Genomic DNA, 26,614 nt, shown 5'->3' on the forward strand with positions numbered 1-26,614 from the left:
AAACGCCCGGTTACATTTCGAACCCGGAAGCTAAGCCTTACAGCGCCGATGGTACTGCAGGGGGGACCCTGTGGGAGAGTAGGACGCCGCCGAACTCCTTTTAGAGCTCTGGCTCTTGGGCATGCAGCCCGAGAGCCAGAGCTTTTTTGCGTTGAGGTAGGGTCAGTGAGCATCATTGGCTCGTTTCCCCCAGGAGGCCCCCGCGTGGAGGTCCAGGAGACCCGCGTGCAGACCGACCGGGTCCTCACCATCCCGAACATCCTCAGCATGGCGCGCCTGGCCGGCGTGCCGCTTTTCCTGTGGCTCATCCTGCGGCCCGAGTTCGGCGGCCCGCAGAGCGACGGCTGGGCGCTGCTGGTGCTGGCCCTCAGCGGGGTCAGCGACTACCTGGACGGAAAGCTCGCGCGGCGTTGGAATCAGATCAGCAGCCTCGGCCGGCTCCTGGACCCCGCTGCCGACCGGCTCTATATCCTCTCGACGCTGGTGGGCCTCACCTGGCGTGAGATTCTCCCGCTCTGGTTGACCCTTGTACTGCTTGCCCGGGAAGCGATGCTCCTGGTGATGGTGGGCATCCTCCGGCGGCACGGCTATCCGCCGCCCCAGGTGAACTTCCTGGGCAAGGCCGCCACCTTCAACCTGATGTACGCCTTCCCGCTGCTTCTGCTCAGTGACGGAAGCGGATGGATCGCGTCACTCGCCGCAGTTTTCGGATGGGCGTTCGCCGGGTGGGGTACAACCCTGTACTGGTGGGCAGGTGTTCTCTACGTGGTGCAGGTCCGCCGCCTGGTTCGTGCGGACGTCGCAGCCGATTGAACTCGCTGATTGTGCGGCCTCCGTGGCCGGATGGCCCGTGCTGGAAAAGTGCGGGACCCTGGACGGGTGAAGTCGGCTAAACCGTCGTCTCTCAGAGGAGGACGCTTCCGACATGAAGGCCGTCGTGATGGCTGGAGGCGAAGGCACACGCCTTCGTCCCATGACCTCTAGCATGCCCAAGCCGCTCCTGCCGGTGGTCAACCGGCCGATCATGGAGCATGTGCTTCGGCTGCTCAAAAGGCACGGGCTCAACGAGACCGTCGTGACCGTCCAGTTCCTGGCCTCGCTGGTCAAGAACTACTTCGGTGACGGCGAGGAGCTCGGAATGGAGCTCACCTATGCCAACGAGGAGAAGCCACTCGGTACCGCCGGAAGCGTCAAGAACGCCGAGGAGGCGTTGAAGGACGATGCCTTCCTCGTTATTTCCGGCGATGCCTTGACCGACTTCGACCTCACTGACCTGATCAATTTCCACAAGGAAAAGGGCTCGCTCGTCACCGTGTGCCTGACGCGCGTACCCAACCCGCTGGAATTCGGTATCACCATCGTCGACGAAGAGGGCAAGGTCGAGCGCTTCCTGGAGAAGCCGACCTGGGGCCAGGTCTTCTCGGACACGGTGAACACCGGCATCTACGTCATGGAGCCCGAGGTCTTCGACTACGTCGACCCCGATGTGCCCGTGGACTGGTCCGGCGATGTCTTCCCGCAGCTGATGAAGGAAGGCAAGCCCATCTACGGCTACGTCGCCGAGGGCTACTGGGAGGACGTCGGTACCCACGAGAGCTACGTGAAGGCCCAGGCCGACGTCCTGGAGCGCAAGGTCGACGTCGACATCGACGGCTTCGAGATTTCTCCCGGCGTCTGGGTGGCCGAGGGCGCCGAGGTGCATCCCGACGCCGTGCTGCGCGGGCCCCTGTATGTCGGCGACTACGCCAAGGTCGAGGCCGGCGCCGAGATCCGCGAGCACACGGTCGTCGGATCGAACGTCGTCGTCAAGAGCGGCGCCTTCCTGCACAAGGCCGTGGTCGCCGACAACGTGTACGTCGGGCCGCACAGCAATCTGCGGGGCTGCGTGGTCGGCAAGAACACCGACATCATGCGTGCCGCGCGGATCGAGGACGGCGCGGTCATCGGCGACGAATGCCTGGTCGGTGAGGAATCGATCGTCCAGGGGAACGTGCGGGTCTACCCGTTCAAGACCATCGAGGCCGGCGCATTCGTCAACACCTCGGTGATCTGGGAGTCCCGTGGCCAGGCGCATCTCTTCGGTGCCCGCGGGGTCTCCGGCATCCTGAACGTGGAGATCACGCCGGAGCTGGCCGTACGGCTGGCCGGCGCGTATGCGACGACACTCAAGAAGGGGTCCACCGTCACCACGGCGCGCGACCACTCCCGTGGTGCCCGTGCGCTGAAGCGGGCGGTGATCTCCGCGCTGCAGGCCAGCGCCATCGACGTACGCGACCTGGAGAACGTACCGCTGCCCGTGGCGCGGCAGCAGACCGCGCGGGGGAGTGCCGGCGGGATCATGATCCGGACCACCCTGGGTGTGCCGGACTCCGTCGACATCATGTTCTTCGACGGCCAGGGCGCCGACCTGTCGCAGGGCAGCCAGCGCAAGCTGGACCGGGTGTTCGCGCGGCAGGAGTACCGGCGGGCCTTCCCCGGGGAGATCGGGGACCTGCACTTCCCGTCCAGTGTGTTCGACTCCTACACCGGGTCGCTCCTGCGCAACGTCGACATCACCGGCATCGCCGAATCCGGGCTCAAGGTGGTCGTGGACGCCTCCAACGGCAGCGCGGGGCTGGTCCTGCCCAGCCTGCTCGGGAAGCTGGGCGTCGACTCGCTGACCATCAATCCCGGACTCGACGAGGCCAGGCCCACCGAGTCGGCCGACATGCGGCGCTCCGGTCTGGTGCGCCTCGGGGAGATCGTGGCGTCCTCGCGGGCCGCGTTCGGCGTGCGCTTCGACCCGGTCGGTGAGCGGCTGTCGCTCGTCGACGAGAAGGGCCGCATCATCGAGGACGACCGGGCGCTGCTGGTGATGTTGGACCTGATCGCGGCCGAGCGGCGCAGCGGACGGGTCGCGCTCCCGGTGACGACCACCAGGATCGCCGAGCAGGTCGCCGCCTACCACGGCACACAGGTCGAGTGGACAACCACCTCCCCGGACGACCTGACGCGGGTCGGAGGCGAGGAGGGGGCGATCTTCGGAGGCGACGGCAAGGGCGGCTTCATCGTCCCCGAGTTCAGCAGCGTGTACGACGGCACGGCGGCCTTCGTGCGGCTGATCGGGCTGGTGGCGCGCACGCAGCTCACGCTGAGCCAGATCGACGCGCGGATCCCGCGGGCTCACGTCCTCAAGCGGGATCTGGCCACTCCCTGGGCGGTCAAGGGCCTGGTGATGCGGCGGGTCGTCGAGGCGGCCGGGGACCGGTTCGTGGACACCACGGACGGGGTGCGGGTGGTCGAGACCGACGGACGCTGGGTGATGGTGCTGCCCGACCCGGCGGAGGCGGTCACCCACCTGTGGGCCGAGGGTCCCGACGACGCCTCCGCACAGGCGCTGCTGGACGAGTGGGCCGCGGTGGTGGACAGCGCGGGCCGGTAAAACACACCGCACGCGTGCGTGCCGGACAAGTGTCCCCAAGGGGGCCTGTCCGGCACGCCGGTGGGGCCGTTCGGAGGTAGTGGCGGTGGCGTGCGACGATGTGCGGCATGCCGCAGCCACCCCCCGTTCGGAGCACATTCACGCGGCCCGCGCGCCCGGACGCGTCCATGTCACTGCTCACGAACGTCATGGATCACAGCCTCGACGACGGATACGCCGAGGCCGCCGCGCGGAAGAAGGCCGAAGGCAGCGGCGGCCTGCCCAAGACGCTCCGTGCCAAGCTGGGCCTGGCGGCCGGACTGGTGCTCGCGGCCCTGGTCGTGACGGTCGGGGCGGCCCAGGCACGGGTCGCCGCTCCCGTCGTCGCCAAGGAACGTGAGGAGCTGGTCGACCGCATAGAGGGGGAGACCTCGGCGGCCGACAAGCTGGAGAAGAGCGTCGACGAGCTGCGCGACGACGTGAACGCGCGCCGGCGCGAGGCGCTGGAGCAGAGCGGCGACGGCGACAGTACCGACCTCGTGGGCATGCTGGCGGGTGCGGTCGAGGCGCACGGTCCGGGTGTGAAGCTCGTGGTCGACGACGCCAAGGACGTGGGCGGCGGAGCCGACGGGAAACCGCGCGGCACCTCCGGCTTCTCCGACACGGGCCGGGTACGGGACCGGGACATGCAGCGCGTGGTCAACGGGTTGTGGGAGTCGGGCGCCGAGGCGATCTCCATCAACGGACAGCGTCTGACGGCGCTGTCGGCGATCAGGGCCGCGGGTGACGCGATACTGGTCGACAACAGACCGCTGGTGCCGCCGTACACGGTGCTCGCGGTGGGGGACGGTGCGCGGCTGAGCACCGCGTTCCAGGACAGCGCCGACGGACTGTACCTGCATGCCCTGCAGGAGAGCTACGGCATCCGGACCGCCATCTCCGTCGCGGACGACCTCAAGCTGCCGGCCGCACCGAGTCTGATCGTACGAACAGCACAGCCGATAACCGAGAAGGGCACATCGTGATCGCCGTACTGGGCCTCGTCGTGGGAGTCGTGGCCGGATTGCTGGTCCGGCCCGAGGTGCCGGCGGCCGTGGAGCCGTATCTCCCGATCGCCGTCGTGGCGGCGCTGGACGCCGTCTTCGGTGGTCTGCGGGCCATGCTCGACGGCATCTTCGACGACAAGGTCTTCGTGGTGTCGTTCCTGTCGAACGTGGTCGTCGCCGCACTGATCGTGTTCCTGGGCGACAAGTTGGGCGTCGGCGCCCAGCTGTCGACCGGTGTCGTGGTGGTCCTGGGCATCCGCATCTTCTCCAACGCCGCGGCGATCCGACGCCACGTCTTCCGGGCGTGAGGCCGATGAACGAGCCAGAGGAGCAGGGCCCGAACCGGCTGCGCAAGGAACTGCCCGAGGAAGTGGCGCCCGCGGAGAAGCGGGACGCGGACGCCCCGGCGGGCGACTCGCCGCAGGGCGCCCAACAGGAGCGGAACGGGCTGACCGGCAGACAGCGGCTCCTGAAGGGTGTGTGGCCGCCGCGCCTCACACGGGCCCAACTCATCGTGGCCCTGCTCCTGTTCGGGCTCGGGTTCGGCCTCGCGGTCCAGGTGGCGTCCAACAGTGACGGCGACAGCGCGCTGCGTGGCGCCCGCCAGGAGGATCTGGTGCGCATCCTCGATGAACTGGACGACCGTACTCAACGTCTTGAAGACGAGAAGCAGGGCCTCGAGAAGCAGCGCGACGAGCTGGAGAACAGCTCCGACCAGGCGGAGGAGGCCCGCAAGCAGACGCTCGAGAAGGAGCGGCAGCTGGGCATCCTCGCGGGCACCGTGGCCGCGCAGGGGCCCGGCATCACGGTGACCATCGAGGACACGAAGGGGACGGTCGAGGCGGACATGCTGCTCGACGCGGTCCAGGAGCTGCGCGCGGCCGGTGCGGAGGCGATCCAGGTGAACGGCGTACGGGTCGTCGCCGGCACGTATCTCGCGGACGCCGACAAGTCCGTCAGCGTCGACGGGAACAAGATCAACGCGCCCTATCGTTTCCAGGTCATCGGCAAGCCGCAGGACCTCGAACCGGCTCTCAACATTCCTGGAGGAGTGGTGCAGACTCTGGAGAAGGAACAGGCCACCGTTACTGTTGAGCGGTCGAGCAAGATCGTCGTGGACGCCTTGCGAGCGGCGAAGCGGCCTGACTACGCTCGGTCGTCCTCCCAGTGAACCGGCGGTGCATGGGGGGCGTCCGGCGAGGGCATGAGGTTGCGGGGGGTCGGCGCACCGATTGGGTGGTGCGTGGTGGAAACTGTCTGGTGGAGACGGACGTTGTGAAGGTGTCCGGGTCGGTCAGCGCGGTCAGTAAGGGTTCGTCCTGCCCCACGGGCGGGTCTGTTTCGGTCAAGGGGAATCGCCCGTGAAGTTGTTTGCGAAGTTGTTCGGCAAGAGCGCGCGAGAGGGCGGCAGCGACAACGCGACCGCCCGTCATCGCGCACAGCCCGACGCGGAGGGCTCACGCCCGATGTTCCGGGACCAGGTGGGTGGTCCCGGCGCGCCGTCTGTTGACCCTGCTCAGTCCGGCGGCATAGGTTTCGGCCAGTCCTCGGCCCCGGGTACGGGCGGAGGGTTCACCCCCGACCCGTACGCGTCGAACGCCCCGGCGGGGCAGCCGCGGCAGGAGGATCCGTCCATGTCGGCCCTGGTGTGTACGAGGTGCGGCAACCGCAACGCGGAGAACAGCCGCTTCTGCTCCAACTGCGGTGCTCCGCTGCGGCCCGGTGCGGTGCCGGAGCGGGCGTCCGAGACGACCTCCACGATCTCCATCTCCGGTCTGGAGGCGTACGACTCGGAGGTCACCGGCCAGACGGCGATGCCGGCGCTCTCGCCCGAGGCGCAGGCGGCCGTCGACGCGCTGCCGCTGGGCTCCGCGCTCCTGGTCGTGCGTCGCGGCCCTAACTCGGGCAGCCGCTTCCTGCTGGACGGCGAGCTGACCACCGCCGGGCGTCATCCGCAGAGCGACATCTTCCTGGACGACGTGACGGTCTCGCGCCGGCACGTGGAGTTCCGCCGCAGCCCGGACGGCTCGTTCACGGTCGCCGACGTCGGCAGCCTGAACGGCACGTACGTCAACCGGGAGCGCATCGACCAGGTCGCCCTGTCCAACGGTGACGAGGTGCAGATCGGCAAGTACCGGCTGGTGTTCTACGCGAGCCAGCGGGGTTACTGACCCGCCCCCGGGCCGCCCGTCCGGGGAACCTCCAGGGAAGGTCCATGTTTCAAACACCGAGCGGCGGTGCCGGGCAAGGCGCCGCCGCCACGGACAGTGGGCTGATGAGCATCGGCGCAGTGCTGAACGCGTTGCGTGACGAGTTCCCCGACATCACCATCTCCAAGATCCGTTTCCTTGAGTCGGAGGGCCTCGTCGAGCCGAGGCGGACCCCGGCCGGGTATCGCAAGTTCAGCGCACACGACGTCGAGCGCCTCGGCGAGGTGCTGCGCATGCAGCGCGACCACTATCTGCCGCTCAAGGTGATCCGCGAGCATCTGGACGCCGTGGAACGCGGGGAGGCGGTGTCCCTGCCACGGGTCGGCCGCCAGCGGGAGGGCGAGGCGGCCGTGGCGGAGCCCGCCGAGGGCCCGACGGTGGCCAGGATCGGACGCGACGAGCTGCTCGCAACGGCCGGGATCGGCGACCAGGAACTGAAGGAGTGGGAGTCCTACGGACTCCTCGTCCCGCTGGCCGACGGGGCCTACGACGCCGAGGCGGTCACCGTGGCGTCGCTGGTGGTGCAGCTGGGGCGGTTCGGGATCGAGCCGCGGCACCTGCGGGTGATGAAGGCCGCCGCCGACCGGGAGGCCGGGCTCGTGGACCAGGTGGTGGCCCCGCTGAAGCGGCACCGCAACCCCCAGACCAGGGCACACGCGGAAGCCCGCACCAAGGAGCTGGCGGGACTGGCAGTGAAACTGCACGCGGCGCTGGTGCAGACCGCTCTGGGCGTGCGGCTGCCCTGAAACGACGGGGAGCGAGGGTCTGGAACCGACCACCGGTCCGGACCCGGATCGCCCACCCGATCCCGGCCCGACTACCCAAACGTCCCGGGCACGGCCTAGGGTTGCTGTGTGAACGAGCTCGATGTCGTAGGTGTCCGGGTCGAGATGCCCTCCAACCAGCCGATCGTGCTGCTGCGCGAGGTGGGCGGCGACCGTTACCTTCCCATCTGGATCGGCCCCGGGGAGGCGACGGCGATCGCCTTCGCCCAGCAGGGCATGGCTCCCGCACGACCGCTGACCCACGACCTCTTCAAGGACGTGCTGGAGGCCGTCGGCCAGGAGCTCACGGAAGTACGCATCACCGACCTGCGCGACGGGGTCTTCTACGCCGAGCTGGTCTTCGCGAGCGGGGTCGAGGTCAGTGCCAGGCCCTCCGACGCCATAGCGCTGGCCCTGCGCACCGGTACGCCGATCTACGGCAGCGACACGGTCCTCGACGACGCCGGTATCGCCATCCCGGACGAGCAGGAGGACGAGGTGGAGAAGTTCCGCGAGTTCCTCGACCAGATCTCGCCCGAGGACTTCGGAACCAGCAACCAGTGAGGCGCCCGGCCGGGGCGGATTCAGGGCCACGCGAGGCCCTGTCCGGGCACATCCGGCTAGCCTTTCCCGGAACTGGGCACGGGAAACCACTCGTAGGGTGATTATCACTCGGCGTGCCGAGTGTGGCGATCGTTGACGCACCCTTGGTGACTGCCTACCTTCGAGGAGGCAGGTCAAGGACGGAGGTCGGCGTGAGAATCAGCGGCGACGGTACGGTTGGGGGTGGCCCCGGGCACAGCCTCGGGGCAGGCGGTCCGTACCCTCCCCCGGGCTCCCGGCTTCGCGCGAGCGCGGGCCACGCCCGGCACGGTGGCGCGACCGATCCCGGTCCGCAGCGACCGGCAGCCGTGCCGACCAGCGGAGGGGCGACGTCCATGGCGTCCGAGCAGATCGGCTACCGCGGGCCGACGGCCTGCGCGGCCGCCGGCATCACCTACCGGCAACTCGACTACTGGGCGCGCACGGGACTCGTCGAGTCCAGCGTGCGGCCCGCGCACGGATCCGGAACGCAGCGGCTGTACAGCTTCCGCGACGTGGTCGTGCTGAAGATCGTCAAGCGCTTCCTGGACACCGGGGTGTCGCTGCAGAACATCCGCACCGCCGTCCAGCACCTGCGGGAGCGCGGCTTCCGCGACCTGGAGCGGATGACCTTGATGAGCGACGGCGCCACCGTCTACGAGTGCACCTCGCCCGACGAGGTGCACGCGCTGCTCCAGGGCGGCCAGGGCATCTTCGGGATCGCCGTGGGCGTGGTGTGGCGGGACGTGGAGAGCGCGCTGTCCCAGCTGCACGGGGAGCGGATCGACACGGGCGAGACCCTGGTCGGGCACAATCCCGCCGACGAGCTGGCCCGGCGGCGGAACAACAGGGCGGTCTGACGGCGCCGCGCCTCCGGGCGCCGGCCCGCGTGGTGGCGGCATTGTCAGTGGCGTAGGGCAGCATCGAAGATGTGAGAACCGCGCCCACGATCCTGCATCTCGACATGGATGCCTTCTTCGCCTCGGTGGAGCAGGCGTCCAAGCCGAGTCTGCGCGGGAAGGCCGTGGTCGTGGGCGGTCTCGGGCCCCGCGGCGTGGTCGCCACCTGCTCGTACGAGGCGCGGGTGTTCGGGGTGCACTCCGCGATGCCCATGGGCCAGGCTCGTCGACTCGCGCCGCACGCCGCCTACCTCGTGCCGCGCTTCGAGCTGTACCGGTCGATCAGCGAGCAGGTCATGCGGCTGCTGCGGGAGCTTTCGCCCCTGGTGGAGCCGCTCAGCCTGGACGAGGCCTTCGTGGATCTGGAGGCCGGCCACGCGGCCTGGGACGCGGAGTCGGCCCGGCTGGCGGGAGCGAGGCTGCGCGCGGACATCCGTGCCGTCACCGGCCTCACCGGCTCCGTCGGGCTCGCCGCCTCCAAGATGCTCGCCAAGATCGCCTCGGAGGAGGCCAAGCCCGACGGACTGGTCCTCATCCCGCCGGGGACCGAGCGGGCCATGCTGGAGCCGATGACCGTGCGGACGCTGCCCGGGGTGGGGCCGGCCACCGGAGACCATCTGCGCCGGGCGGGGATCACCACGGTCGGCGAGATCGCCGAGGCGGGCGAGGACGAGCTGGTACGGCTGCTGGGCAAGGCGCACGGCCACGCGCTGTACGCCATGGCACTGGCGCGGGACGAGCGGCCGGTGGTGGCCGAGCGGGAGACCAAGTCCGTGTCGGTCGAGGACACCTACGACGTGGACATCCACGACCGGGTGCGGGTCGGCGTCGAGGTCGGACGGCTGGCGGACCGCTGCGTGCGGCGGCTGCGCGCCTCCGGTCTGTCCGGGCGGACCATCGTGCTCAAGGTCCGCAGGTACGACTTCTCCACGCTGACGCGCTCGGAGACGCTGCGCGGGCCCACCGACGACCCCGCGGTGGTCCGGGAGGCCGCCGCCAGACTGCTGGACTCGGTGGACACCACGGGCGGCGTGCGGCTGCTGGGGGTGGGAGTCAGCGGGCTCGCCGACTACACGCAGGAGGACTTGTTCGCGCAGGCCGCAGGTGACGTTCCCGAGGTGCCGGCCGAGGAGCCCGAGACCGGCCCCGTCGAGGAGCACGGCCCCTCGCCCGCCGAGCGGAGGTGGCCGGCGGGGCACGACGTACGGCATGCGGCGCTCGGACACGGGTGGGTGCAGGGCAGCGGTCTCGGGCGGGTCACCGTGCGGTTCGAGACGCCGTACTCGGAGGTCGGCCGGGTGCGGACCTTCCCGGTGGACGACCCCGAGCTGAGCCCGGCCGATCCGCTGCCGCTGGTCACCGGCGCGGAGGGCGGCGAGGCCGGTCAGCCGTCGTCGTTGCCCTTGCCGGCCAGCTTGCCGAAGTCGTGGTCGGGGGGCGGGGGACCGGCGGCCACGTCCAGGCCGTAGTGGTGGTAGAGCTGGAGTTCCTGCTCCGGCGAGAGGTGGCGGCCGACGCCGAAGTCGGGCGCCTCCTTGATCAGGGACCGGTCGAAGGGCACGCGCAGGGTGCCGTCGACCAGTTCGCTGGGCTCCAGGGGGACGAAGGCGTCCCTGCTGAAGAGGCCGGTCCGTATCGCGGCCCACTCGGGGACGCCGGTGGCGTCGTCGAGGTACACCTCGTCCACGGTGCCGATCCTCGTGCCGTCGCGGTCGAACGCCTTGCGGCCGATCAGGTTCCGCGGATCGATGTCAGTACGCACGGGGCCCTCCACTTGATCGCGCCACTGGGCCGGACTGGGGTCGGACACCAGCCGCCTAATCATCCGTAAGTACTACAAAAGAGCACATGTGGCCGGTCGGCCACTCGAAGTTCGCGCGAACGTCTCGCTGGTACGCTGGCAAACGGCCGCTGACCCCGCGCGGGAGAGTCCTCCGGACACCACCGGAGGCGCCGAAGGAGCAAATCCTCCCCGGAATCTCTCAGGCTCACGTACCGCACGGACGAGGTCACTCTGGAAAGCAGGGCGGGTGTCGACGGCTTCCGCTCTCACCGACGGTGAAAGCCGGAAGGGCCTCCGGGCTCGTCCGGTGAAGCTCTCAGGTTGAGATGACAGAGGGGGAGGCCGTCCGGGTACCCGCGCCGTGGTGCCCCTCGAAGGTCGTCAGACCAGGAGGCCTCCGCAATGACCGCCCACCGCACTCCGCTCTCCGAACTCGAACAGGCAGCGCCGTTCGAGCAGCGCCACATCGGCCCCGACCACGAGGCCCGGGCCAAGATGCTCGCGCAGGTCGGTTACGGTTCGCTCGACGAACTGACGGCCGCCGCGGTGCCGGACGTGATCAAGAACGCCGACCGGCTCGACCTGCCGGGCGCGCGCTCCGAGGCCGAGGTGCTGGCCGAGCTGCGCTCCCTGGCCGACCGCAACCAGGTCCTCGACTCCATGATCGGCCTCGGCTACTACGGCACCTTCACCCCGCCGGTCATCCTGCGCAACGTCATGGAGAACCCGTCCTGGTACACGGCGTACACGCCGTACCAGCCGGAGATCTCGCAGGGCCGGCTCGAGGCGCTGCTGAACTTCCAGACGATGGTCGCCGAGCTGACGGGTCTGCCCACCTCCGGGGCCTCGCTGCTCGACGAGGGCACCGCCGCCGCCGAGGCGATGGCCCTTTCCCGGCGCATGGGCAAGAACAAGAAGGGCCTCTTCCTGGTCGACGCGGACGCCCTGCCGCAGACCGTCGCCGTGATACGGACCCGCGCCGAACCGACCGGCGTCGAGGTGGTCGTCGCCGACCTCGGCGAGGGCATCCCCGCCGAGGTCGCCGAGCGGGAGATCTGCGGCGTCCTCATCCAGTACCCGGGCGCCTCCGGTGCCGTCCGCGACATCAAGCCGGTGATCGACCGGGCGCACGAGCTCGGCGCGCTCGTCACCGTCGCCGCCGACCTGCTCGCCCTCACGCTGCTCACCTCGCCCGGCGAGCTGGGCGCCGACATCGCGGTGGGCACCACCCAGCGCTTCGGCGTGCCGATGGGCTTCGGCGGCCCGCACGCCGGCTACATGGCCGTGCACGAGAAGTTCGCCCGCAGCCTGCCCGGCCGCCTGGTCGGCGTCTCCGTGGACGCCGACGGCAACAAGGCCTACCGCCTGGCCCTGCAGACCCGTGAGCAGCACATCCGCCGCGAGAAGGCCACCAGCAACATCTGCACCGCACAGGTGCTGCTCGCCGTCATGGCCGGCATGTACGCCGTCTATCACGGCCCCGAGGGGCTGCGGGCCATCGCCCGGCGCACCCACCGGTACGCCACGATCACCGCGGCCGGTCTGGCCGCCGGCGGCGTCGAGATCGTGCACGGCGCCTACTTCGACACCGTGACCGTGCGGGTGCCCGGCAGGGCCGACGCGATCGTGCACGCCGCCCGCGAGAACGGCATCAACCTGCGGCTCGTCGACGCCGACCAGGTGTCCTTCGCCTGCGACGAGACCACCACGCGGACGCAGGTCGGCGGCGTGTGGAACGCGTTCGGCGTGGAGGGCGACGTCGAGGCGCTGGACGCGGAGACCGGGCAGGCGCTGCCCGAGGCGCTGCTGCGCACCGACGACTTCCTGACCCACCCCGTCTTCCACCAGCACCGCTCCGAGACCGCGATGCTGCGCTACCTGCGCCGCCTCGCCGACCGGGACTACGCGCTGGACCGCGGCATGATCCCGCTGGGCTCCTGCACCATGAAGCTGAACGCGACCACCGAGATGGAACCGGTCACCTGGCCCGAGTTCGGCGCGCTGCACCCCTTCGCGCCCGCCGAGCAGGCGCAGGGCTACCTGACGCTCATCCGTGAGCTGGAGGAGCGGCTCGCCGAGGTCACGGGATACGACAAGGTCTCGCTGCAGCCCAACGCCGGCTCGCAGGGCGAGTTCGCGGGCCTGCTCGCCGTGCGCGGCTACCACCGGGCCAACGGCGACGAGCAGCGCACCGTCTGCCTCATCCCGTCCTCCGCACACGGCACCAACGCCGCCAGCGCCGTGATGGCCGGCATGAAGGTCGTCGTCGTCAAGACCGCCGAGGACGGCGAGATCGACGTCGAGGACCTCCGCGCCAAGATCGAGAAGCACCGCGACGAGCTCGCCGTGCTGATGATCACGTACCCCTCCACGCACGGCGTGTTCGAGGAGCACGTGGCCGACATCTGCGCCCAGGTGCACGACGCGGGCGGCCAGGTCTACGTGGACGGCGCCAACCTCAACGCCCTGGTCGGCCTCGCCAAGCCCGGCCACTTCGGCGGCGACGTTTCCCACCTGAACCTGCACAAGACCTTCTGCATCCCGCACGGCGGCGGCGGCCCCGGCGTCGGCCCCGTGGCCGTACGGTCGCACCTGGCGCCGTACCTGCCCAACCACCCGCTGCAGCCCGCGGTCGGCCCGCAGACCGGCGTCGGTCCGATCTCGGCGGCGCCGTGGGGGTCGGCCGGCATCCTGCCGATCTCCTGGTCGTACGTGCGGCTGATGGGCGGCGAGGGTCTCAAGCGCGCCACGCAGGTGGCCGTGCTGTCCGCCAACTACATCGCCAAGCGCCTGGAGCCGCACTTCCCGGTGCTCTACAACGGCCCCGGCGGGCTGGTCGCGCACGAGTGCATCATCGACCTGCGCCCGCTGACCAAGGCGACCGGCGTCAGCGTCGACGACATCGCCAAGCGGCTGATCGACTACGGCTTCCACGCGCCGACGATGTCCTTCCCGGTGGCCGGGACGCTGATGATCGAGCCGACCGAGTCCGAGGACCTGGCCGAGCTGGACCGGTTCTGCGAGGCGATGATCGCCATCCGCGCGGAGATCGAGAAGGTCGGCTCCGGCGACTGGCCGGCCGACGACAACCCGCTGCGCGGCGCCCCGCACACCGCGGGCGCGCTCGGCGGCGACTGGGACCACGCCTACACGCGCGAGGAGGCCGTCTTCCCGGCCGGTGTGTCCGTCGCCGACAAGTACTGGCCGCCGGTGCGCCGCATCGACCAGGCCTACGGCGACCGGAACCTCGTCTGCTCCTGCCCGCCGCTGGACGCCTACGAGGACTGAGTCCCGCCGAGGAAGTGAGAGAGGCCCCGTCCGGGCTGCCAGGGTCCGGACGGGGCCTCTCGTCGTCTCTCAGGCCGTGGCGAGCGACACCTCGGTCGCCTTGATCAGCGCGACGACGGGAACGCCCACGGACAGCCCAAGGTCGTCGGCGGCCTCCCTGGTGATGGCGGCGGTCAGCCCGGCGCCCTCGACGGCGACCGTGACCGAGGCCATCGCGGCGCCGGTGGTGAGGGCGGTGACCGTGCCCGGCAGGCGGTTGCGGACGGACAGGCCCTCGACGCGTCCGGTGGCCAGGGCGACCTCCGTGGACTTCACCAGGGCCCGCACGGCGGTGCCTGGGGCGAGTGCGAGGTCCTCGGCCGACTCCCGGGTGATCGCGGCGGTGAGGTCCTGGCCGCCGAAGAGGCGTACCCCGACCGTCGCCATGGCCTCGCCCGGGGTGACGGCGGTGACGGTCCCGGGGAGCTGGTTGCGGATGCTCAGGCTCATGAGGGCACCGTAGCCCGACGGGGGCGTTGCGCCGGGTATGCGAGGGTCTGCGTCGGGAGTCGGGCTGTGAGGCGCACGCGGATCCGGTCGCCGTGACGCTCCAGGCGGGCGGCTCGCCGAGGATCTCTCCGGGCCGTCCTCACGGTGGGTGTCGCATCCTCCCTGGGATCGTCACCACGGCCGGGCCCGGGGACGTCGCGGCCCGGGTCGGGGGGACGGTCCTCACTCGGCTCGTCTCCTGCCGGCCAGGGAGACGGTGGAGGAACTCGGCGTCGAGGTCGGCGCGCGGCCACGGCTCGGGTGAAGTCGACGCGTGTACACATCGACAGGACTCGATCCACGCAACCCCGAGGCCCGGCCCGGCGGAACCGCGCGCGGCCTGGGGCGGGTCGCGTCGACGCGCCGCCCCTCCTCGTGGTGGCGGGTGGTGGTCCGGCCCGCGTCGGCCCGGCGGTGCACGGTGTCCGGGCTGACGCCGGGCGGCCCGGCGGGCCGTGCGGGACTGCGTGCGGGTCACTGGGTCACGACAGTCCGCGGGAAGAGGACGGTGGACGAGGGGTTGGTCGTGGGGTATAACGCGATATAGCGTTAGTGTGCCGCAGTGGCGGGGCGCCCACAGGGCGCCCGGGAAGATCGGGGTCGAGCTATGCCGGTGCAGCCTTCACAGGGCGGAGTGGCGCCCGCTCTCCGCGCCTCGCACGCGGACCGGGACCGGGCCGTGGACGTACTGAGCGCCGCCGCCGGCGACGGCAGACTGACCGCCGGCGAACTGGACGAGCGGGTGGGGGCGGCGCTCACCGCGCGCACCCAGGAGGAGCTGGCCGCCCTGACCGCCGACCTGCCGCTCCCGGCGGACGGCACCGCGCCCCCCTTGGCCAAGGACGTCGTCCGTATCGAGCAGGAGGGCGCGTCCACCCGGCGGGGGGAGGGCTGGGTGGTACCCCGGCGGGTGGAGATCCGCTCGGCCTGGGGCGAGGTGACGCTCGATCTCACCCGGGCGGTGATCACGCACGACACCCTCCGCATCGACCTCGACATGCGGGCCGGGGCACTGAAGATCGTGACCCGGCCCGGCATCGTCGTGGACACCGACTCACTCGCGACGAACTACGGCGAGGTGAAGATCCCGAGGACCGTCGACGCCGGGGTGCCCGTGGAGCTGAGGGTGGAGATCACGGGCGAGATCAGCTGGGGGCAGGTCGTGGTGCGTGCGCCGCGCCGCAGGCTCGGGCGCAGGGCGTAGCCGGACGGCTCACCCGGACGGCGCGGCGGGGCCCGGAGGGGGCGCCGTGCTGGAGCGGACGATCAGCTCCGTGGCCAGCTCGGCCCGTGGCGAGTCCGGGCGTTCGTCGCGGGCCGGGCGGAGCACCGTGCGCGCGGCCACCCTGCCCATGTCGGCGAGCGGCTGGCGCACGGTCGTCAGGGGCGGCGCCGACCAGCGGACCTCCGGAAGGTCGTCGAAACCGACGACGCTCATGTCCTGCGGCACCCTCGCCCCACGCCGCCGCAGCGCCTCGATCGCGCCGAGCGCCATCTGGTCGCTGGCCGCGAACACGGCCGTCGGCGGCTCGGGCAGGCCCAGCAGGACCTCGCAGGCGGCGAAACCGGACTCGTGGCGGAAGTCGCCGGGGACGATCAGGGACTCGTCCACGGCGAGGCCGGCGTCTTCCAGGGCGGCGCGGTAGCCGTCGCGGCGGGCGCGCGAGCACAGCAGCCGTGCCGGCCCGGCGATCAGACCGATCCGGCGATGCCCCAGCGCCAGCAGATGCTCCGTGGCCGCCATGGCGCCCGCCCGGTTGGCCGCGCCGACGGTGGGCACACCCAGGGCGGGGGAGCCCGCCGGGTCGACCACGACCAGGGGCACGCCGAGGATCCGCAGCTCCTGGTGGAGCACGGGGTCCAGGGCCGAGGTGACGAGGACGACGCCGTCCGAGGCCCGGGCCCGCAGATTGCGCATCCACTGACGGGCGTCGCCCGAGCGGCCGTGGACAGCGGAGACCACGGTGCCGACGCCCGCGGCCCGGGCCACCTCCTCGACCCCTCGGACGATCTCCACGGCCCAGGGACTGTCCAGGTCGTTGAAGACCAGGTCGAGCAGGGCGGCCTGGCGGCCCGGTGCGGCGGCGCGCTTGCGGTACCCGTGCCGGCGCAGCAGTTCCTCCACCCGCGCCCTGGTCCCCGGCGACACGTCCGCCCGGCCGTTCACGACCCGGGACACGGTCGGCACCGAGACCCCCGCGCGGCGGGCGATGTCCGTGATCGTGACCCTGCCCCGGCCGCCGGAAGCCGTTCTGGCCCGGGCCCCGTCCACCGCCACTTCCCCCACCTCCGCCGACACCGACCGCGAAACTGCCAGGAGTCTTCCGGAAACCGGGCCCTCGGGGGAAGTCGCAGCGGCCCCGCGAACCGGGCCGTCACCGCGTCCGCGCCGACACGCTACGGGGAGTGACCGGCCCCGGACACGCATGAGGGCCGGTGCGCAGCCGTGGCTGCGGGCCGGCCCCGTGAGGCAGCGGGCACAGTGGCGTCACCCTGCCCGGCTCGTGGTCAGGCGGCGGTCGTCAGGCCCGCGCCGACGGGACGGTGCGGGGCGATGGCCTGACCGTCCGGCAGTAGCTCACCGGTGTCCTCGAAAAGGACGACACCGTTGCACAGCAGGCTCCACCCCTGCTCCGGGTGGTGCGCCACGAGACGGGCGGACTCCCGGTCGGCGGAGACGGCTGACGGGCACGGTGGCTGGTGCTGGCACATGAGTGGGGTCTCTCGGTCTGTGATGATGGGTGAGTTCGCTGTCGTGGCCGTACCGCGGCGTGAAGCCTCGTCCATGGCCGCCCCCCGTTGTTTGAGTCGGTCCGAAACCCAGTGTTGCCCCACGGGCGTCGATCCGCAGGTATTTCGCAGCACCGCTTCTCACAGGTTCATGACGCGTCACCCGCGCGGACGGTTCAGCCCAACTGCACTGTCACTTCGGGTGGTTCGGCATGGCCGTTTGGGGCTAGTCCGCGCGGGTGGGCCGGCGGTCCGGCCGAACGGGGCAGGTCGGCGGGCCGGTGAACGGGACGGGCCGGTGATCCGGGGCCGCGGGGCCGGATCAGGCGGGGGAACCCAGCAGCCGCGTCGGTGTCATCCGGTGCGTGAGGACCGGCAGCAGTTCGGCGACCCGGTGCGGCACGTGGGCCGCGATCCCGGGCGGGGCCGGTGCCAGCGGCACCAGGAGATCGGTGGCCGCGGGCCCGGCCGCGGCGTCCGCGGCGCAGTCGCCGTGCAGCCACAGCGTGAGCATGTACAGCTCGGGAACGGACAGCAGGCGCGGCTGGTACGACTGGGGCATCAGGTCGGCCTGCCGCAACGCGCGCTCGGTCGAGGTGACGTAGGGGCCCTCGAAGAAGTGCGAGAACGCCCAGCCGTCGGCGGTCAGCATCGTCTCCGCCGCCGCCACCGCCCGGTCGCCGCACCGGATGTGGAACCGCCACCCGGTCAGCCGCGTCGCCGTCACGCCCTGCGCCGCGACCCGGTCGAGGACGTGCACGGGAAGCGGCAGCTCCGGTGTTGCGGGTCCCTGGGCGCCGAGCAGGGCGGGGGTCCGGGCCTCGCGGACCGCGGTGGGCGACGAGAGGGCGGTGAGGACGGAGCGCAGGGCGGGCGCGGGGGCCTGGGGGACACGCAGGGGCATGATAGGTCGCCTCTCATTCGAAGGCACGGTGGCGCGAGGGCGGAGCGGGGCGGACGACACTGTCGGCTCACAGGGCTGGGAGAGGCAGGGACCGGGTCCGGAAACGAGAAGTGGGAGAGGCCTGCCGCGCGTCAGCTCGACGGCAGGATCCTTCGACCGTGGACGCCGGTCCGCTGCCTGTCCGCGGAGTTTATACGACATGTGTTCAGACTGTGTTTCGGCTAGCCGATTCCGGTAAGCAGTACAAGGTTGAACTCGGCCGTCGATATGCGGGAATCCTCCGGATTCTGGGCCGGGTGTACTGCGGTGACCTCGGGGAATGTTCACCGAGCGGTCGGCCAATTGTCGTCGGCGTTTTTCACGAGTTGCCGGCCCGGGAAACTGCTCGACGCGCCATGCCCGGTGAATGTGCCACCGGTCACATCGGCACAGCGTAGCGGCTGCCGGGCCGGTGCGGGGACGTTATCGATCGCTTCGGCTGGGCATCATCCCACCTGACCGGCGGCCGGCCGACGGCGGCCGGTCTTCCACACATCGCTCCGAGAAGGGACTCTTCCATGGGGGAGAAGGTCGCGGCAGGTCAGTTCGACCTGTCCGATCGCCAGCGCTACCGCGAGAAGCTCCAGCGGTGCCTGACGGGCCTGGAGCGACTTCTGGCGGAGAAGCGGTTCGACCGCCCGAAGAACCTGATGGGGCTGGAGATCGAATTGAATCTCGTCGGTGCCGACGGGATGCCGAAAATGTTGAATGCGCAAGTCCTCGAACGCATCGCGAGCCGCGACTTCCAGACCGAACTCGCCATGTTCAACCTCGAGGTCAACATAGCTCCGCACCGCCTGGGCGGGCGGGTATTCGACCGGCTCGCGGAGGAGATCCGTACGTCATTGGCATATGCGGACCGCAAGGCCGGCGAGGTCGACGCCGGAATCGCGATGATCGGTATTCTGCCGACGCTGGACCGGGACGACCTGGTCTCGTCCAATCTCTCCGCCGTCGACCGCTACGCCCTGCTCAACGAACAGATCGTGGCCGCCCGCGGGGAGGACTTCACCCTCGACATCGAGGGCGTCGAGCGCCTGACCTGCACGTCGAAGTCCATCGCCCCCGAGGCCGCCTGCACCTCGGTGCAACTGCACCTCCAGGTCACCCCCGACCGCTTCGCCGACGTGTGGAACGCGGCGCAGGCCGTCACCGCCGCGCAGATTGCCCTCGGCGCCAACGCGCCCTTCCTCTTCGGCCGCGAGCTGTGGCGGGAGTCGCGGCCCCCGCTGTTCCAGCAGTCCACCGACACCCGCCCACCCGAGCTCCAGGCCCAGGGCGTGCGGCCGCGCACCTGGTTCGGCGAGCGGTGGGTGACCTCTGCGTACGACCTCTTCGAGGAGAACCGGCGCTACTTCCCGGCGCTGCTGCCCATCTGCGACGACGAGGACCCGCTGGACGTCCTCGACGCGGGCGGTGTGCCCTCGCTCTCCGAACTCGTCCTGCACAACGGGACCGTCTACCGCTGGAACCGCCCCGTCTACGACATCGCCGACGGCGTCCCGCACCTGCGCGTCGAGAACCGGGTCCTGCCCGCCGGTCCCACCGTCACCGACGTCATCGCCAACGCCGCCTTCTACTACGGAGTCGTGCGCGCGCTCGCCGAGGAGCCCCGGCCGGTGTGGACCCGGCTGCCGTTCGAGGCCGCCGCCGCCAACTTCGAGGCCGCGTGCCGTCACGGCATCGAGGCCCGCTTCGAGTGGCCCCGGCGCGGCCGCCTCGGCGGCACCACCGAGGTCGACGCCGCCGTCCTCGTACGCGACGAACTGCTGCCGCTCGCCGAGGCAGGTCTCGACGCCTGGGGCGTGGAACCGGCCGACCGGGACTTCTACCTCGGCGTGATCGAGGAGCGATGCCGGCGCCGGGTCAACGGCGCCTCCTGGCAGGCGGCCACCTTCCACCGGGGGCTGGAGGCGGGCCTGTCCCGGGAGGCCGCGCTGGCCGCCACGACCCGCCGCTACGTCGAGCTGATGCGTGACGGGGACCCCGTGCACCTGTGGCCGGTGGGCCTGCCGGAGACGGTGGTGCCGCGCTGACCGCGGCCGGGCCCGCCCCCCCCCGCCGCGCGCCGCCCCATACTGATCGGGCAAGCTGTGACGTCCCAGCTGGAGGCAGGTGTGCATGGCGGAGGCGGGCCCGGTGGACGATGCGTTCCCCCAGAAGCGACTCGACGAGCGGTCACTGACCGAGGAGCGGCTCACGCGGCGGATCCTGCGGGACGAGACGCTGCTCGTCCTGGCGCTCTCGCTCGGCGCGAGCGGCGTGTCCGCCCTCATCAGCTTCATCGGCTCGGTCACCCGACCCGGCGGGCTCAAGGACCAGGCGGCCACCCTCAACGCCTCCGCGGCGCCCGGCCGTCCCTGGCTCGACCTGGCCTGGCAGCTCTTCGGCATCACCACGGCCCTCGTCCCGGTAGCCCTCGTCGCGCACTTCCTGCTGCGTGAGGGGCGCAGTCTGCGCACCCTCGGCTTCGACCGCACCCGCCCCTGGCCCGACCTGGGCCGCGGGGCCGCCGTGGCCGCCGTCATCGGCAGCACCGGCATCGCCTTCTACCTCGCCGCCCGCGGCCTCGGCTTCAACCTCACCGTGGTGCCCGAGGCGCTGCCCGAGGTGTGGTGGAAGTACCCCGTCCTGATCCTCTCGGCGGTGCAGAACTCCGTCCTGGAGGAGGTCGTCGTCGTCGGCTACCTGCTGCGCCGGCTCGACCAGCTCGGCTGGGGTGCGGGTGCCTCGCTGGCGGCCAGTTCGGTACTGCGCGGTTCGTACCACCTCTACCAGGGGATCGGCGGGTTCGTCGGCAACATGGTGATGGGCGCCGTGTTCGTCTGCCTGTACCGCCGTTGGGGGCGCGTGGGTCCGCTCGTGGTGGCGCACTCGCTGCTCGACATCGGGGCCTTCGTCGGCTACGGCCTGCTCGCCGGGAAGGTGGACTGGCTGCCGACTGCGTGACCGTGCGGACCCCGCGCCCCCGCGGGGGTCAGGCCAGCAGCTCGCCGTCGATCACCGTCACCGCGTGTCCGCTCAGCAGCGTGCGCCCGCCGCGCAGTTCCGTGCGCACCCGGCCGGAGCGGGACGACGCCTGGAGCCCGGTGAGGTCGGGGCGGCCGAGACGCTCGGACCAGAAGGGCGCGAGGGCCGTGTGGGCGCTGCCGGTGACCGGGTCCTCGTCGATGCCGACGTTGGGGAAGAAGCAGCGGGAGACGTAGTCGTAGCCGCGGGCGGGGTCCTGGGCGCGGGCCGTGGCGATGACGCCGCGCTCGGAGTAGGCGGCCAGCGCCTTGAGGTCCGGCGCCAGGCCGCGGACCGTCTTCTCGTCGGCGACCTCGATCAGGAGGTCGCCGGTGTTCGCCCCGGTGTCCACCACGGTGCGGGGCTCCGCGCCCAGGGCTTCGGCGACGCCCGCCGGTGCTTCGGCAGGTGTGAGCGGCGCCGTCGGGAAGTCGAGGGTGATCGAGCCGTCCTCGCCGGAGGTCGCGATCAGGACGCCGCTGCGGGTGGCGAACCGCACCGGTCCCTCGTGGGCGCCGGTGGTGTGCAGGACGTGGGCCGTGGCGAGCGTGGCGTGGCCGCACATCGCCACCTCGGTGGCCGGCGTGAACCAGCGCAGCGCCCAGTCGGCCTCGCCGCCCGGGGGCAGCCGGTGGGCGAACGCCGTCTCGGAGTGGTTCACCTCCAGGGCGATCCGCTGGAGCCGGTCGTCGTCGGGGAAGGCGTCGAGGAGCACGACCCCGGCGGGGTTGCCGGCGAAGGGCCGGTCGGTGAAGGCGTCGACGATTCGAATGCGCATGCCCCGACGCTAGACGTCGTCAGAAGCCGCGGGCCAAGGCCAATCCCGGAGTGCTGGACCGCTTTTCGGGGCCTCGGCCCGCGCTCGTGGCCGGTCAGCGGCGGATCAGGCCGAGGGACGTCGCGGTGGCCACGGCGGCGGTGCGCGAGTCCACGTCGAGCTTGGCGTAGATGCGGGCCAGATGGGACTTCACGGTGCCCTCGGTGAGATGCAGCCGCTGCCCGACGGCCTGGTTGGACAGACCGTCGGCCACCAGGGCCAGGACCTCGGTCTCCCGGCGGGTCAGAGTGGTGAGGGGGGTGCGCAGCCGGTTCATGAGCCGGTCGGCGACGGCGGGCGCGAGGGCGGTGCGGCCGGCGGCGGCGGTGCGCACGGCCTCGGCCAGGTCCTCGGGCGGCGCGTCCTTGAGGAGGTAGCCGGTGGCGCCGGCCTCGATGGCGGGCAGGGTGTCGGCGTCGGAGTCGTACGTCGTGACGACCAGGACGCGCGGGGCCCCGGGGCGGGCGGCGATGGCGGCGGTGGCCTCGGCGCCGTTCATGCCCCTGCCGAACTGCAGGTCCATCAGCACGACGTCGACGTCGCCGTGCGCGGCGCGGGCGACGGCCTCCTCCGCGGTGGCCGCCTCGGCCACCACCACGAGGCCCGGCTCGGTCTCCAGCACGGCGCGCAGACCGGCCCGTACCACGGGGTGGTCGTCGGCCAGCAGCAGGCGGATGGGGGTCTCGGTCACGGGTGGGCCTCGGGTTCGGTGGGCGGGGCGAGGGGCAGCCGGGCGGCCAGGGCGGTGCCTTGGCCCGGCGCGGTCTCGATGGTCAGGGTGCCGCCGAGGGCGTCCAGCCGGGCCCGCATGGCGGCCAGGCCGAAGCCGCCCGCCTCGGGGTCGGCGGGAGGCAGCTCGTCCGGGTCGAAACCGGTGCCGTCGTCGACGACGTCCAGGGCGACGTGGTCGCCCAGGTGGCTGAGGGTGACCTCGGCCTTGGCGGCGTCGGCGTGGCGGACCGTGTTGGCCAGGGCCGACTGGGCGATGCGCAGCAGGGCGACCTCGTGGGCGGTCGGCAGCGGGACCGGGACGCCGGTGAGGTGGAAGCGGGCGGTGACCCGGTGCCGGGCGGAGGTCGTGGCGCACAGGCGTTCCAGGGCGCCGGCCAGGGTCGTGTCCTCCAGGGCGGGCGGTGTCAGGGCGGCGACGAAACGGCGCGCCTCGGCGAGGTTGTCCACAGCGGCCTGCCGGGCCGCCACGACGTGGCCGGCGGCGGTCCCCGGACGCTCGGGCAGGGCGCGCTCGGCGGCCCGCAGCAGCAGCTGGATGCTGGACAGCCCCTGGGCGAGGGTGTCGTGGATCTCGCGGGCCAGCCGCTCGCGCTCGGCGAGCACGCCGGCGGTGTGCTGGGCCCTGGCGAGGTCGGCGCGGGTGGCGGTCAGTTCCTCGATCAGCCGCCTGCGCCGCTCGCTCTCGCGGTACAGGGCCTGGTAGCCCCACACCACCGCGACGGCGACGGCGGCACCGAGCGCTGGACCGATCACCATGGCCGGGCCGAAGGAGCCGGTGTGGGCGGCGTACCCGGCGACGGCCGCCACGGCCGTGACGGTCACGGCGGCCGGGCCGGCCCGGCGCGAGAGCAGGTGGAGCTGGAGGAAGTACAGCGGGAAGGCCACCCACACGGCCTCGGGGGAGAGCGTCAACAGCACCAGCCACACGGCCCCCACGGCGGCCAGCCACCAGGCGGCGGCCCGCCGGACGAGACGGACCCCGGGCAGGACGGGCCCGGCCGCGTACACCAGGCCGCACAGCACCGCGACGGCGACGATCGGCCCGGAGTGGGGCCGGCCGTCCGTCACGGCGCGGGCGGCGACCAGGGCGAGCAGACCGACGACCAGCAGGTGCAGGCACCAGGCCAGGGCCCGGGTGGTCGGGGTCAGGGCGGGGGAGGAGGCGTTCACAGTGTGTCCAGGCTACGAAAGGCCGGCCCCGGGGGCCTCCATCGAAAGTTGCAACCCGGGCGCCGCCTTCCGGCCCGTGAAGTGCCGTCCTGCGCCGGACGCGTGCGAGGGGGGCCGGTGGCGACGGTGGGGTCGTACCGATACCACCGCCGGAAAGGACAGGCCGGGACCGTGTTCGTCGCCTGGAGAGACCTCAAGTTCGCCAAGGGGCGCTTCGCCCTGATGGGGACCGTCATCGTGCTGATCACCCTGCTGGTGGGGCTGCTGTCCGGACTCACGGCGGGACTGGGGCAGCAGAACATCTCCGCCGTCACCGGCCTGCCCTCGGACCGGATCGCCTTCCAGGCGCCCGGCGGCGGACGGGACCCGTCGTACTCGGACTCCTCGGTCACCGAGCGGCAGTGGCGGCGGTGGGCCGAGGCGCCCGGAGTCACCAGCGCCGAACCGCTGGGAATCACCACCACCAAGGCGACCGCCGGGGACCGCAGCACCGGGGTGTCCGCCTTCGGTGTCCGGCCGGGCTCCCGCCTCGCGCCGGACAGCGGCAGGCTGGACGGGCGATCGGTGGTGCTGTCCAGGACGGCCGCCGACGACCTCGGCACCGAGGCGGGCGACACCTTGGCCCTGGCCGGTCAGCGGCTGACCGTGGCCGCCGTCCGGGGCGACGCCTTCTTCAGCCACACCCCGGTCGTGTGGACCAGCCTCGAGGTCTGGCGGAAGACCGCACCCCCCGCCGCCGGGAGCGACGGGCCGGCCGCGACCGTGATCGCCCTGAACACCGACGGCGGCGCCGATGTGGCGGCCACCGACAAGGCGGCGGGCACCAGGACGCTCTCCAAGGACGACTCGCTGTCCGCCATCGGCTCCTACGCCTCCGAGAACGGCTCGCTGCAGCTGATGCGCGGCTTCCTGTTCGCCATCTCCGCCCTCGTCATCGGCGCCTTTTTCACCGTGTGGACCATCCAGCGCAGCGGGGACGTCGCCGTCCTCAAGGCGCTCGGCGCCTCCACGGCAGGCCTCCTCGGGGACGCCCTCGGCCAGGCCGTCGTCCTGCTGGCCGGCGGCACCCTCATCGGCACCGGCGTCGCCGCCGCCCTGGGAGCGCTCGTCGCGGGCTCGGCCGTGCCGTTCCTCCTGACTCCCGCCACCGTCCTCCTCCCGGCCGCCGTGATCGTCGTCCTCGGCGCCCTCGGAGCCGCCCTGTCCATCCGCCGGATCACCTCCGTCGACCCGCTGACCGCCCTGGGGAGCGCCCGATGAGCCTGAACCTGACCGACGTCACCCTCACCTACGCCGACGGCGAGGACCGCCTGACCGCGCTCGACCGGGTCGGCCTGGACGTCCCGAGGGGCTGCCTGACCGCCGTGGTCGGTCCCTCCGGATCCGGCAAGTCCAGCCTGCTGGCCGTCGCCGCCACCCTCATCACCCCCGACGCCGGGACCGTCACCGTCGACGGCGTCCCCACCACCGGTCTGAGCCGCGGAGAGCTGACCGCCCTGCGCCGCGAAAGGATCGGCATCGTCTTCCAGCAGCCCAACCTGCTGCCCTCCCTCACCGCCGCCGAGCAGCTGCAGGTCATGGCACAGATCGACGGCCGCAAGCCCCGTTCCGCCCGGAGCCGGGCGATGGAGCTCCTCGACGCGGTCGGGCTGGCCGGACAGGCGGGCCGCCGTCCCCACCAGCTCTCCGGCGGCCAGCGCCAGCGCGTCGCCCTCGCGCGCGCCCTGATGAACGACCCGACCGTCCTCCTGGTCGACGAACCCACCAGCGCCCTCGACCACGAACGCGGCGCCGCCGTCATCGACCTGATCACCCGCCTCACCCACCAGCAGGCGAGCGCCACCGTTCTGGTCACCCACGACCGCACCCACCTCACGGCCGTCGACCGGGTCGCCGAGGTCCACGACGGCCGCCTGCGCCTGTCGGTGTCCGCCCCCTGACGGGCCGGTCTCGGGAAGGGGCTTGCCGTGCGATACCTTCCGATATATCGTTGAGGCATCGCGACAGATCAACAACTGAATGGAGTGATGGCGATGCACAACCACGGATACGAGCGTGGACACGGTGGGCACGGCCCCGGCCGCGGGGAGGGCGGCCCCTTCGGACCTTTCGGCCGAGGCGCCTTCGACGGCCGGCGTGCCGCGTTCGGCCCCTTCGGGCCGGGTGGCCCCGGAGGTCCCGGCGGCCCCTTCGGGCCGGGCTTCGGTCACGGGGGCCCCTGGGGCGGCCGAGGGCGAGGCGGGCCCAGGGGGAGGGCGCGGCGGGGCGACGTACGGGCGTCGATCCTGGCCCTCCTGAAGGACCGGCCGATGCACGGCTACGAGATGATCCAGGAGATCGCCGAGCGCAGCGGCGGGGCGTGGAAGCCCAGTCCCGGTTCGGTGTACCCCACCCTCCAGCTGCTGGAGGACGAGGGGCTGATCGCCAGCGAGAGCGAGGGCGGCAAGAAGCTCTTCGCGCTCACCGAGGCGGGCCGCACCGCGGCCGAGGAAGGGCCGGAGGCGCCCTGGGAGGAGGCCTCGCGGGGCGTCGACTGGGAGGCTCTCAACGACATCCGGCAGGCCGGGTTCGGGCTGATGGAGGCCTTCGGCCAGGTCTGGAAGACCGGCAGCAAGGAGCAGCGGGAGAAGGCGCTCGCCGTCATCGGCGACGCTCGCAAGAAGCTGTACCTGATCCTCGCCGACGAGGACTGACACCGGCCGGAACGAGGGGC

General features: G+C 71.8%; 25 protein-coding genes, 1 rRNA gene, 1 pseudogene and 1 riboswitch. Of the genes and pseudogenes, 19 read left to right on the forward strand and 8 right to left on the reverse strand.

All coding sequences use genetic code 11. From position 1 onward, the window contains the following. The 11 genes from rrf to ACIQFU_RS14245 form a co-directional block, all read left to right on the forward strand. Nucleotides 1-95 (forward strand): 5S ribosomal RNA (rrf, locus tag ACIQFU_RS14195); the annotation flags it as partial. Between the two features lie 109 nt (nt 96-204). Further along, a complete protein-coding gene (locus ACIQFU_RS14200; RefSeq protein ID WP_007388195.1) occupies nt 205-813 on the forward strand; it encodes a CDP-alcohol phosphatidyltransferase family protein in 609 nt (202 codons plus the stop codon). Between the two features lie 112 nt (nt 814-925). Beyond that, a complete protein-coding gene (locus ACIQFU_RS14205; RefSeq protein WP_402551407.1) occupies nt 926-3,421 on the forward strand; it encodes a sugar phosphate nucleotidyltransferase in 2,496 nt (831 codons plus the stop codon). Nucleotides 3,422-3,528: 107 nt separating this feature from the next. Beyond that, complete coding sequence (locus tag ACIQFU_RS14210; protein WP_402551409.1) at nt 3,529-4,425, forward strand: DUF881 domain-containing protein; 897 nt, start codon at nt 3,529-3,531, stop codon at nt 4,423-4,425. Continuing rightward, a complete protein-coding gene (locus ACIQFU_RS14215) occupies nt 4,422-4,754 on the forward strand; it encodes a small basic family protein (protein WP_003977440.1) in 333 nt (110 codons plus the stop codon). Before ACIQFU_RS14210 ends, ACIQFU_RS14215 begins: the two co-directional genes overlap by 4 nt. A 5-nt stretch (nt 4,755-4,759) precedes the next feature. Beyond that, entirely contained in the window at nt 4,760-5,617 is an 858-nt protein-coding gene (locus ACIQFU_RS14220) for a DUF881 domain-containing protein (protein ID WP_402551411.1), read from the forward strand. 148 nt (nt 5,618-5,765) lie between these two features. Continuing rightward, nucleotides 5,766-6,617 (forward strand): FHA domain-containing protein, encoded by an 852-nt coding sequence (locus tag ACIQFU_RS14225; RefSeq protein WP_402551914.1) that lies wholly within the window; start codon nt 5,766-5,768, stop codon nt 6,615-6,617. Nucleotides 6,618-6,661: 44 nt separating this feature from the next. Continuing rightward, nucleotides 6,662-7,402, forward strand: coding sequence for a MerR family transcriptional regulator (locus tag ACIQFU_RS14230; RefSeq protein WP_402551412.1), 741 nt, complete (start codon nt 6,662-6,664; stop codon nt 7,400-7,402). A gap of 108 nt (nt 7,403-7,510) precedes the next feature. After that, nucleotides 7,511-7,984 carry a bifunctional nuclease family protein gene (locus ACIQFU_RS14235; protein ID WP_030189411.1) on the forward strand — a complete coding sequence of 158 codons (474 nt, stop codon included), beginning with the start codon at nt 7,511-7,513 and terminating at the stop codon, nt 7,982-7,984. A 191-nt stretch (nt 7,985-8,175) separates the two neighbouring features. Then, the gene (locus tag ACIQFU_RS14240) at nt 8,176-8,862 is read left to right on the forward strand and encodes a MerR family transcriptional regulator (protein ID WP_402551413.1); all 687 of its coding nucleotides are present in this window, start codon (nt 8,176-8,178) and stop codon (nt 8,860-8,862) included. Between the two features lie 71 nt (nt 8,863-8,933). Next, nucleotides 8,934-10,370 carry a DNA polymerase IV gene (locus ACIQFU_RS14245; RefSeq protein WP_402551415.1) on the forward strand — a complete coding sequence of 479 codons (1,437 nt, stop codon included), beginning with the start codon at nt 8,934-8,936 and terminating at the stop codon, nt 10,368-10,370. Here ACIQFU_RS14245 and ACIQFU_RS14250 read toward each other — a convergent pair. Further along, nucleotides 10,286-10,663, reverse strand: a complete 378-nt coding sequence (locus tag ACIQFU_RS14250; RefSeq protein WP_402551416.1) for a PRC-barrel domain-containing protein — start codon at nt 10,661-10,663, stop codon at nt 10,286-10,288. The two genes, ACIQFU_RS14245 and ACIQFU_RS14250, sit on opposite strands and share 85 nt — an antisense overlap. 150 nt (nt 10,664-10,813) lie before the next feature. Next, nucleotides 10,814-10,909: riboswitch (glycine riboswitch) on the forward strand. A 177-nt stretch (nt 10,910-11,086) separates the two neighbouring features. Between ACIQFU_RS14250 and gcvP the strand changes: the two genes are divergently transcribed. Further along, entirely contained in the window at nt 11,087-13,972 is a 2,886-nt protein-coding gene (gene gcvP, locus ACIQFU_RS14255; RefSeq protein ID WP_402551418.1) for an aminomethyl-transferring glycine dehydrogenase, read from the forward strand. 69 nt (nt 13,973-14,041) lie between these two features. Here gcvP and ACIQFU_RS14260 read toward each other — a convergent pair whose 3' ends face one another. After that, entirely contained in the window at nt 14,042-14,461 is a 420-nt protein-coding gene (locus ACIQFU_RS14260) for a molybdopterin-binding protein (protein ID WP_402551420.1), read from the reverse strand. 161 nt (nt 14,462-14,622) lie between these two features. Here ACIQFU_RS14260 and ACIQFU_RS14265 point away from each other — a divergent pair. After that, nucleotides 14,623-14,791, forward strand: a pseudogene (locus ACIQFU_RS14265) (MerR family transcriptional regulator); the annotation flags it as partial. Between the two features lie 343 nt (nt 14,792-15,134). Beyond that, a complete protein-coding gene (locus ACIQFU_RS14270; protein WP_402551422.1) occupies nt 15,135-15,704 on the forward strand; it encodes a DUF1707 domain-containing protein in 570 nt (189 codons plus the stop codon). A 9-nt stretch (nt 15,705-15,713) separates the two neighbouring features. On the opposite strand, the gene ACIQFU_RS14275 is transcribed toward ACIQFU_RS14270, so the two are convergent. The 3 genes from ACIQFU_RS14275 to ACIQFU_RS14285 all read right to left on the reverse strand — a co-directional run bounded on the left by ACIQFU_RS14275 (nt 15,714) and on the right by ACIQFU_RS14285 (nt 18,134). Next, nucleotides 15,714-16,778 (reverse strand): LacI family DNA-binding transcriptional regulator, encoded by a 1,065-nt coding sequence (locus tag ACIQFU_RS14275; protein WP_402551423.1) that lies wholly within the window; start codon nt 16,776-16,778, stop codon nt 15,714-15,716. 230 nt (nt 16,779-17,008) lie between these two features. Further along, nucleotides 17,009-17,212: a DUF5999 family protein gene (locus ACIQFU_RS14280; RefSeq protein ID WP_030189388.1), complete on the reverse strand. Its 204-nt coding sequence runs from the start codon at nt 17,210-17,212 to the stop codon at nt 17,009-17,011. A 340-nt stretch (nt 17,213-17,552) separates the two neighbouring features. Further along, nucleotides 17,553-18,134: a hypothetical protein gene (locus tag ACIQFU_RS14285; RefSeq protein WP_402551425.1), complete on the reverse strand. Its 582-nt coding sequence runs from the start codon at nt 18,132-18,134 to the stop codon at nt 17,553-17,555. 557 nt (nt 18,135-18,691) lie between these two features. Here ACIQFU_RS14285 and ACIQFU_RS14290 point away from each other — a divergent pair. Both ACIQFU_RS14290 and ACIQFU_RS14295 read left to right on the forward strand, forming a co-directional pair. Continuing rightward, on the forward strand, nt 18,692-20,209 hold the full coding sequence (locus tag ACIQFU_RS14290; protein ID WP_402551426.1) for a glutamate--cysteine ligase: 1,518 nt from the start codon (nt 18,692-18,694) through the stop codon (nt 20,207-20,209). An 85-nt stretch (nt 20,210-20,294) separates the two neighbouring features. Continuing rightward, the gene (locus ACIQFU_RS14295) at nt 20,295-21,122 is read left to right on the forward strand and encodes a CPBP family intramembrane glutamic endopeptidase (protein ID WP_402551427.1); all 828 of its coding nucleotides are present in this window, start codon (nt 20,295-20,297) and stop codon (nt 21,120-21,122) included. A 28-nt stretch (nt 21,123-21,150) separates the two neighbouring features. Here ACIQFU_RS14295 and ACIQFU_RS14300 read toward each other — a convergent pair whose 3' ends face one another. The 3 genes from ACIQFU_RS14300 to ACIQFU_RS14310 form a co-directional block, all read right to left on the reverse strand. Beyond that, nucleotides 21,151-21,960, reverse strand: coding sequence for a PhzF family phenazine biosynthesis protein (locus tag ACIQFU_RS14300; protein ID WP_402551429.1), 810 nt, complete (start codon nt 21,958-21,960; stop codon nt 21,151-21,153). Between the two features lie 94 nt (nt 21,961-22,054). Beyond that, a complete protein-coding gene (locus ACIQFU_RS14305; protein WP_402551430.1) occupies nt 22,055-22,690 on the reverse strand; it encodes a response regulator in 636 nt (211 codons plus the stop codon). Next, nucleotides 22,687-23,901 (reverse strand): sensor histidine kinase, encoded by a 1,215-nt coding sequence (locus ACIQFU_RS14310; RefSeq protein ID WP_402551431.1) that lies wholly within the window; start codon nt 23,899-23,901, stop codon nt 22,687-22,689. Before ACIQFU_RS14310 ends, ACIQFU_RS14305 begins: the two co-directional genes overlap by 4 nt. 171 nt (nt 23,902-24,072) lie before the next feature. Between ACIQFU_RS14310 and ACIQFU_RS14315 the strand changes: the two genes are divergently transcribed. The 3 genes from ACIQFU_RS14315 to ACIQFU_RS14325 all read left to right on the forward strand — a co-directional run bounded on the left by ACIQFU_RS14315 (nt 24,073) and on the right by ACIQFU_RS14325 (nt 26,594). After that, nucleotides 24,073-25,161, forward strand: coding sequence for an ABC transporter permease (locus ACIQFU_RS14315; RefSeq protein ID WP_402551433.1), 1,089 nt, complete (start codon nt 24,073-24,075; stop codon nt 25,159-25,161). Next, nucleotides 25,158-25,841: an ABC transporter ATP-binding protein gene (locus ACIQFU_RS14320; RefSeq protein ID WP_402551435.1), complete on the forward strand. Its 684-nt coding sequence runs from the start codon at nt 25,158-25,160 to the stop codon at nt 25,839-25,841. Before ACIQFU_RS14315 ends, ACIQFU_RS14320 begins: the two co-directional genes overlap by 4 nt. Before the next feature lie 93 nt (nt 25,842-25,934). Next, complete coding sequence (locus tag ACIQFU_RS14325; RefSeq protein ID WP_402551437.1) at nt 25,935-26,594, forward strand: PadR family transcriptional regulator; 660 nt, start codon at nt 25,935-25,937, stop codon at nt 26,592-26,594. Nucleotides 26,595-26,614: the final 20 nt, after the last annotated feature.

This window comes from Streptomyces sp. NPDC093065, from assembly GCF_044754585.1.
Lineage (GTDB): Bacteria > Actinomycetota > Actinomycetes > Streptomycetales > Streptomycetaceae > Streptomyces.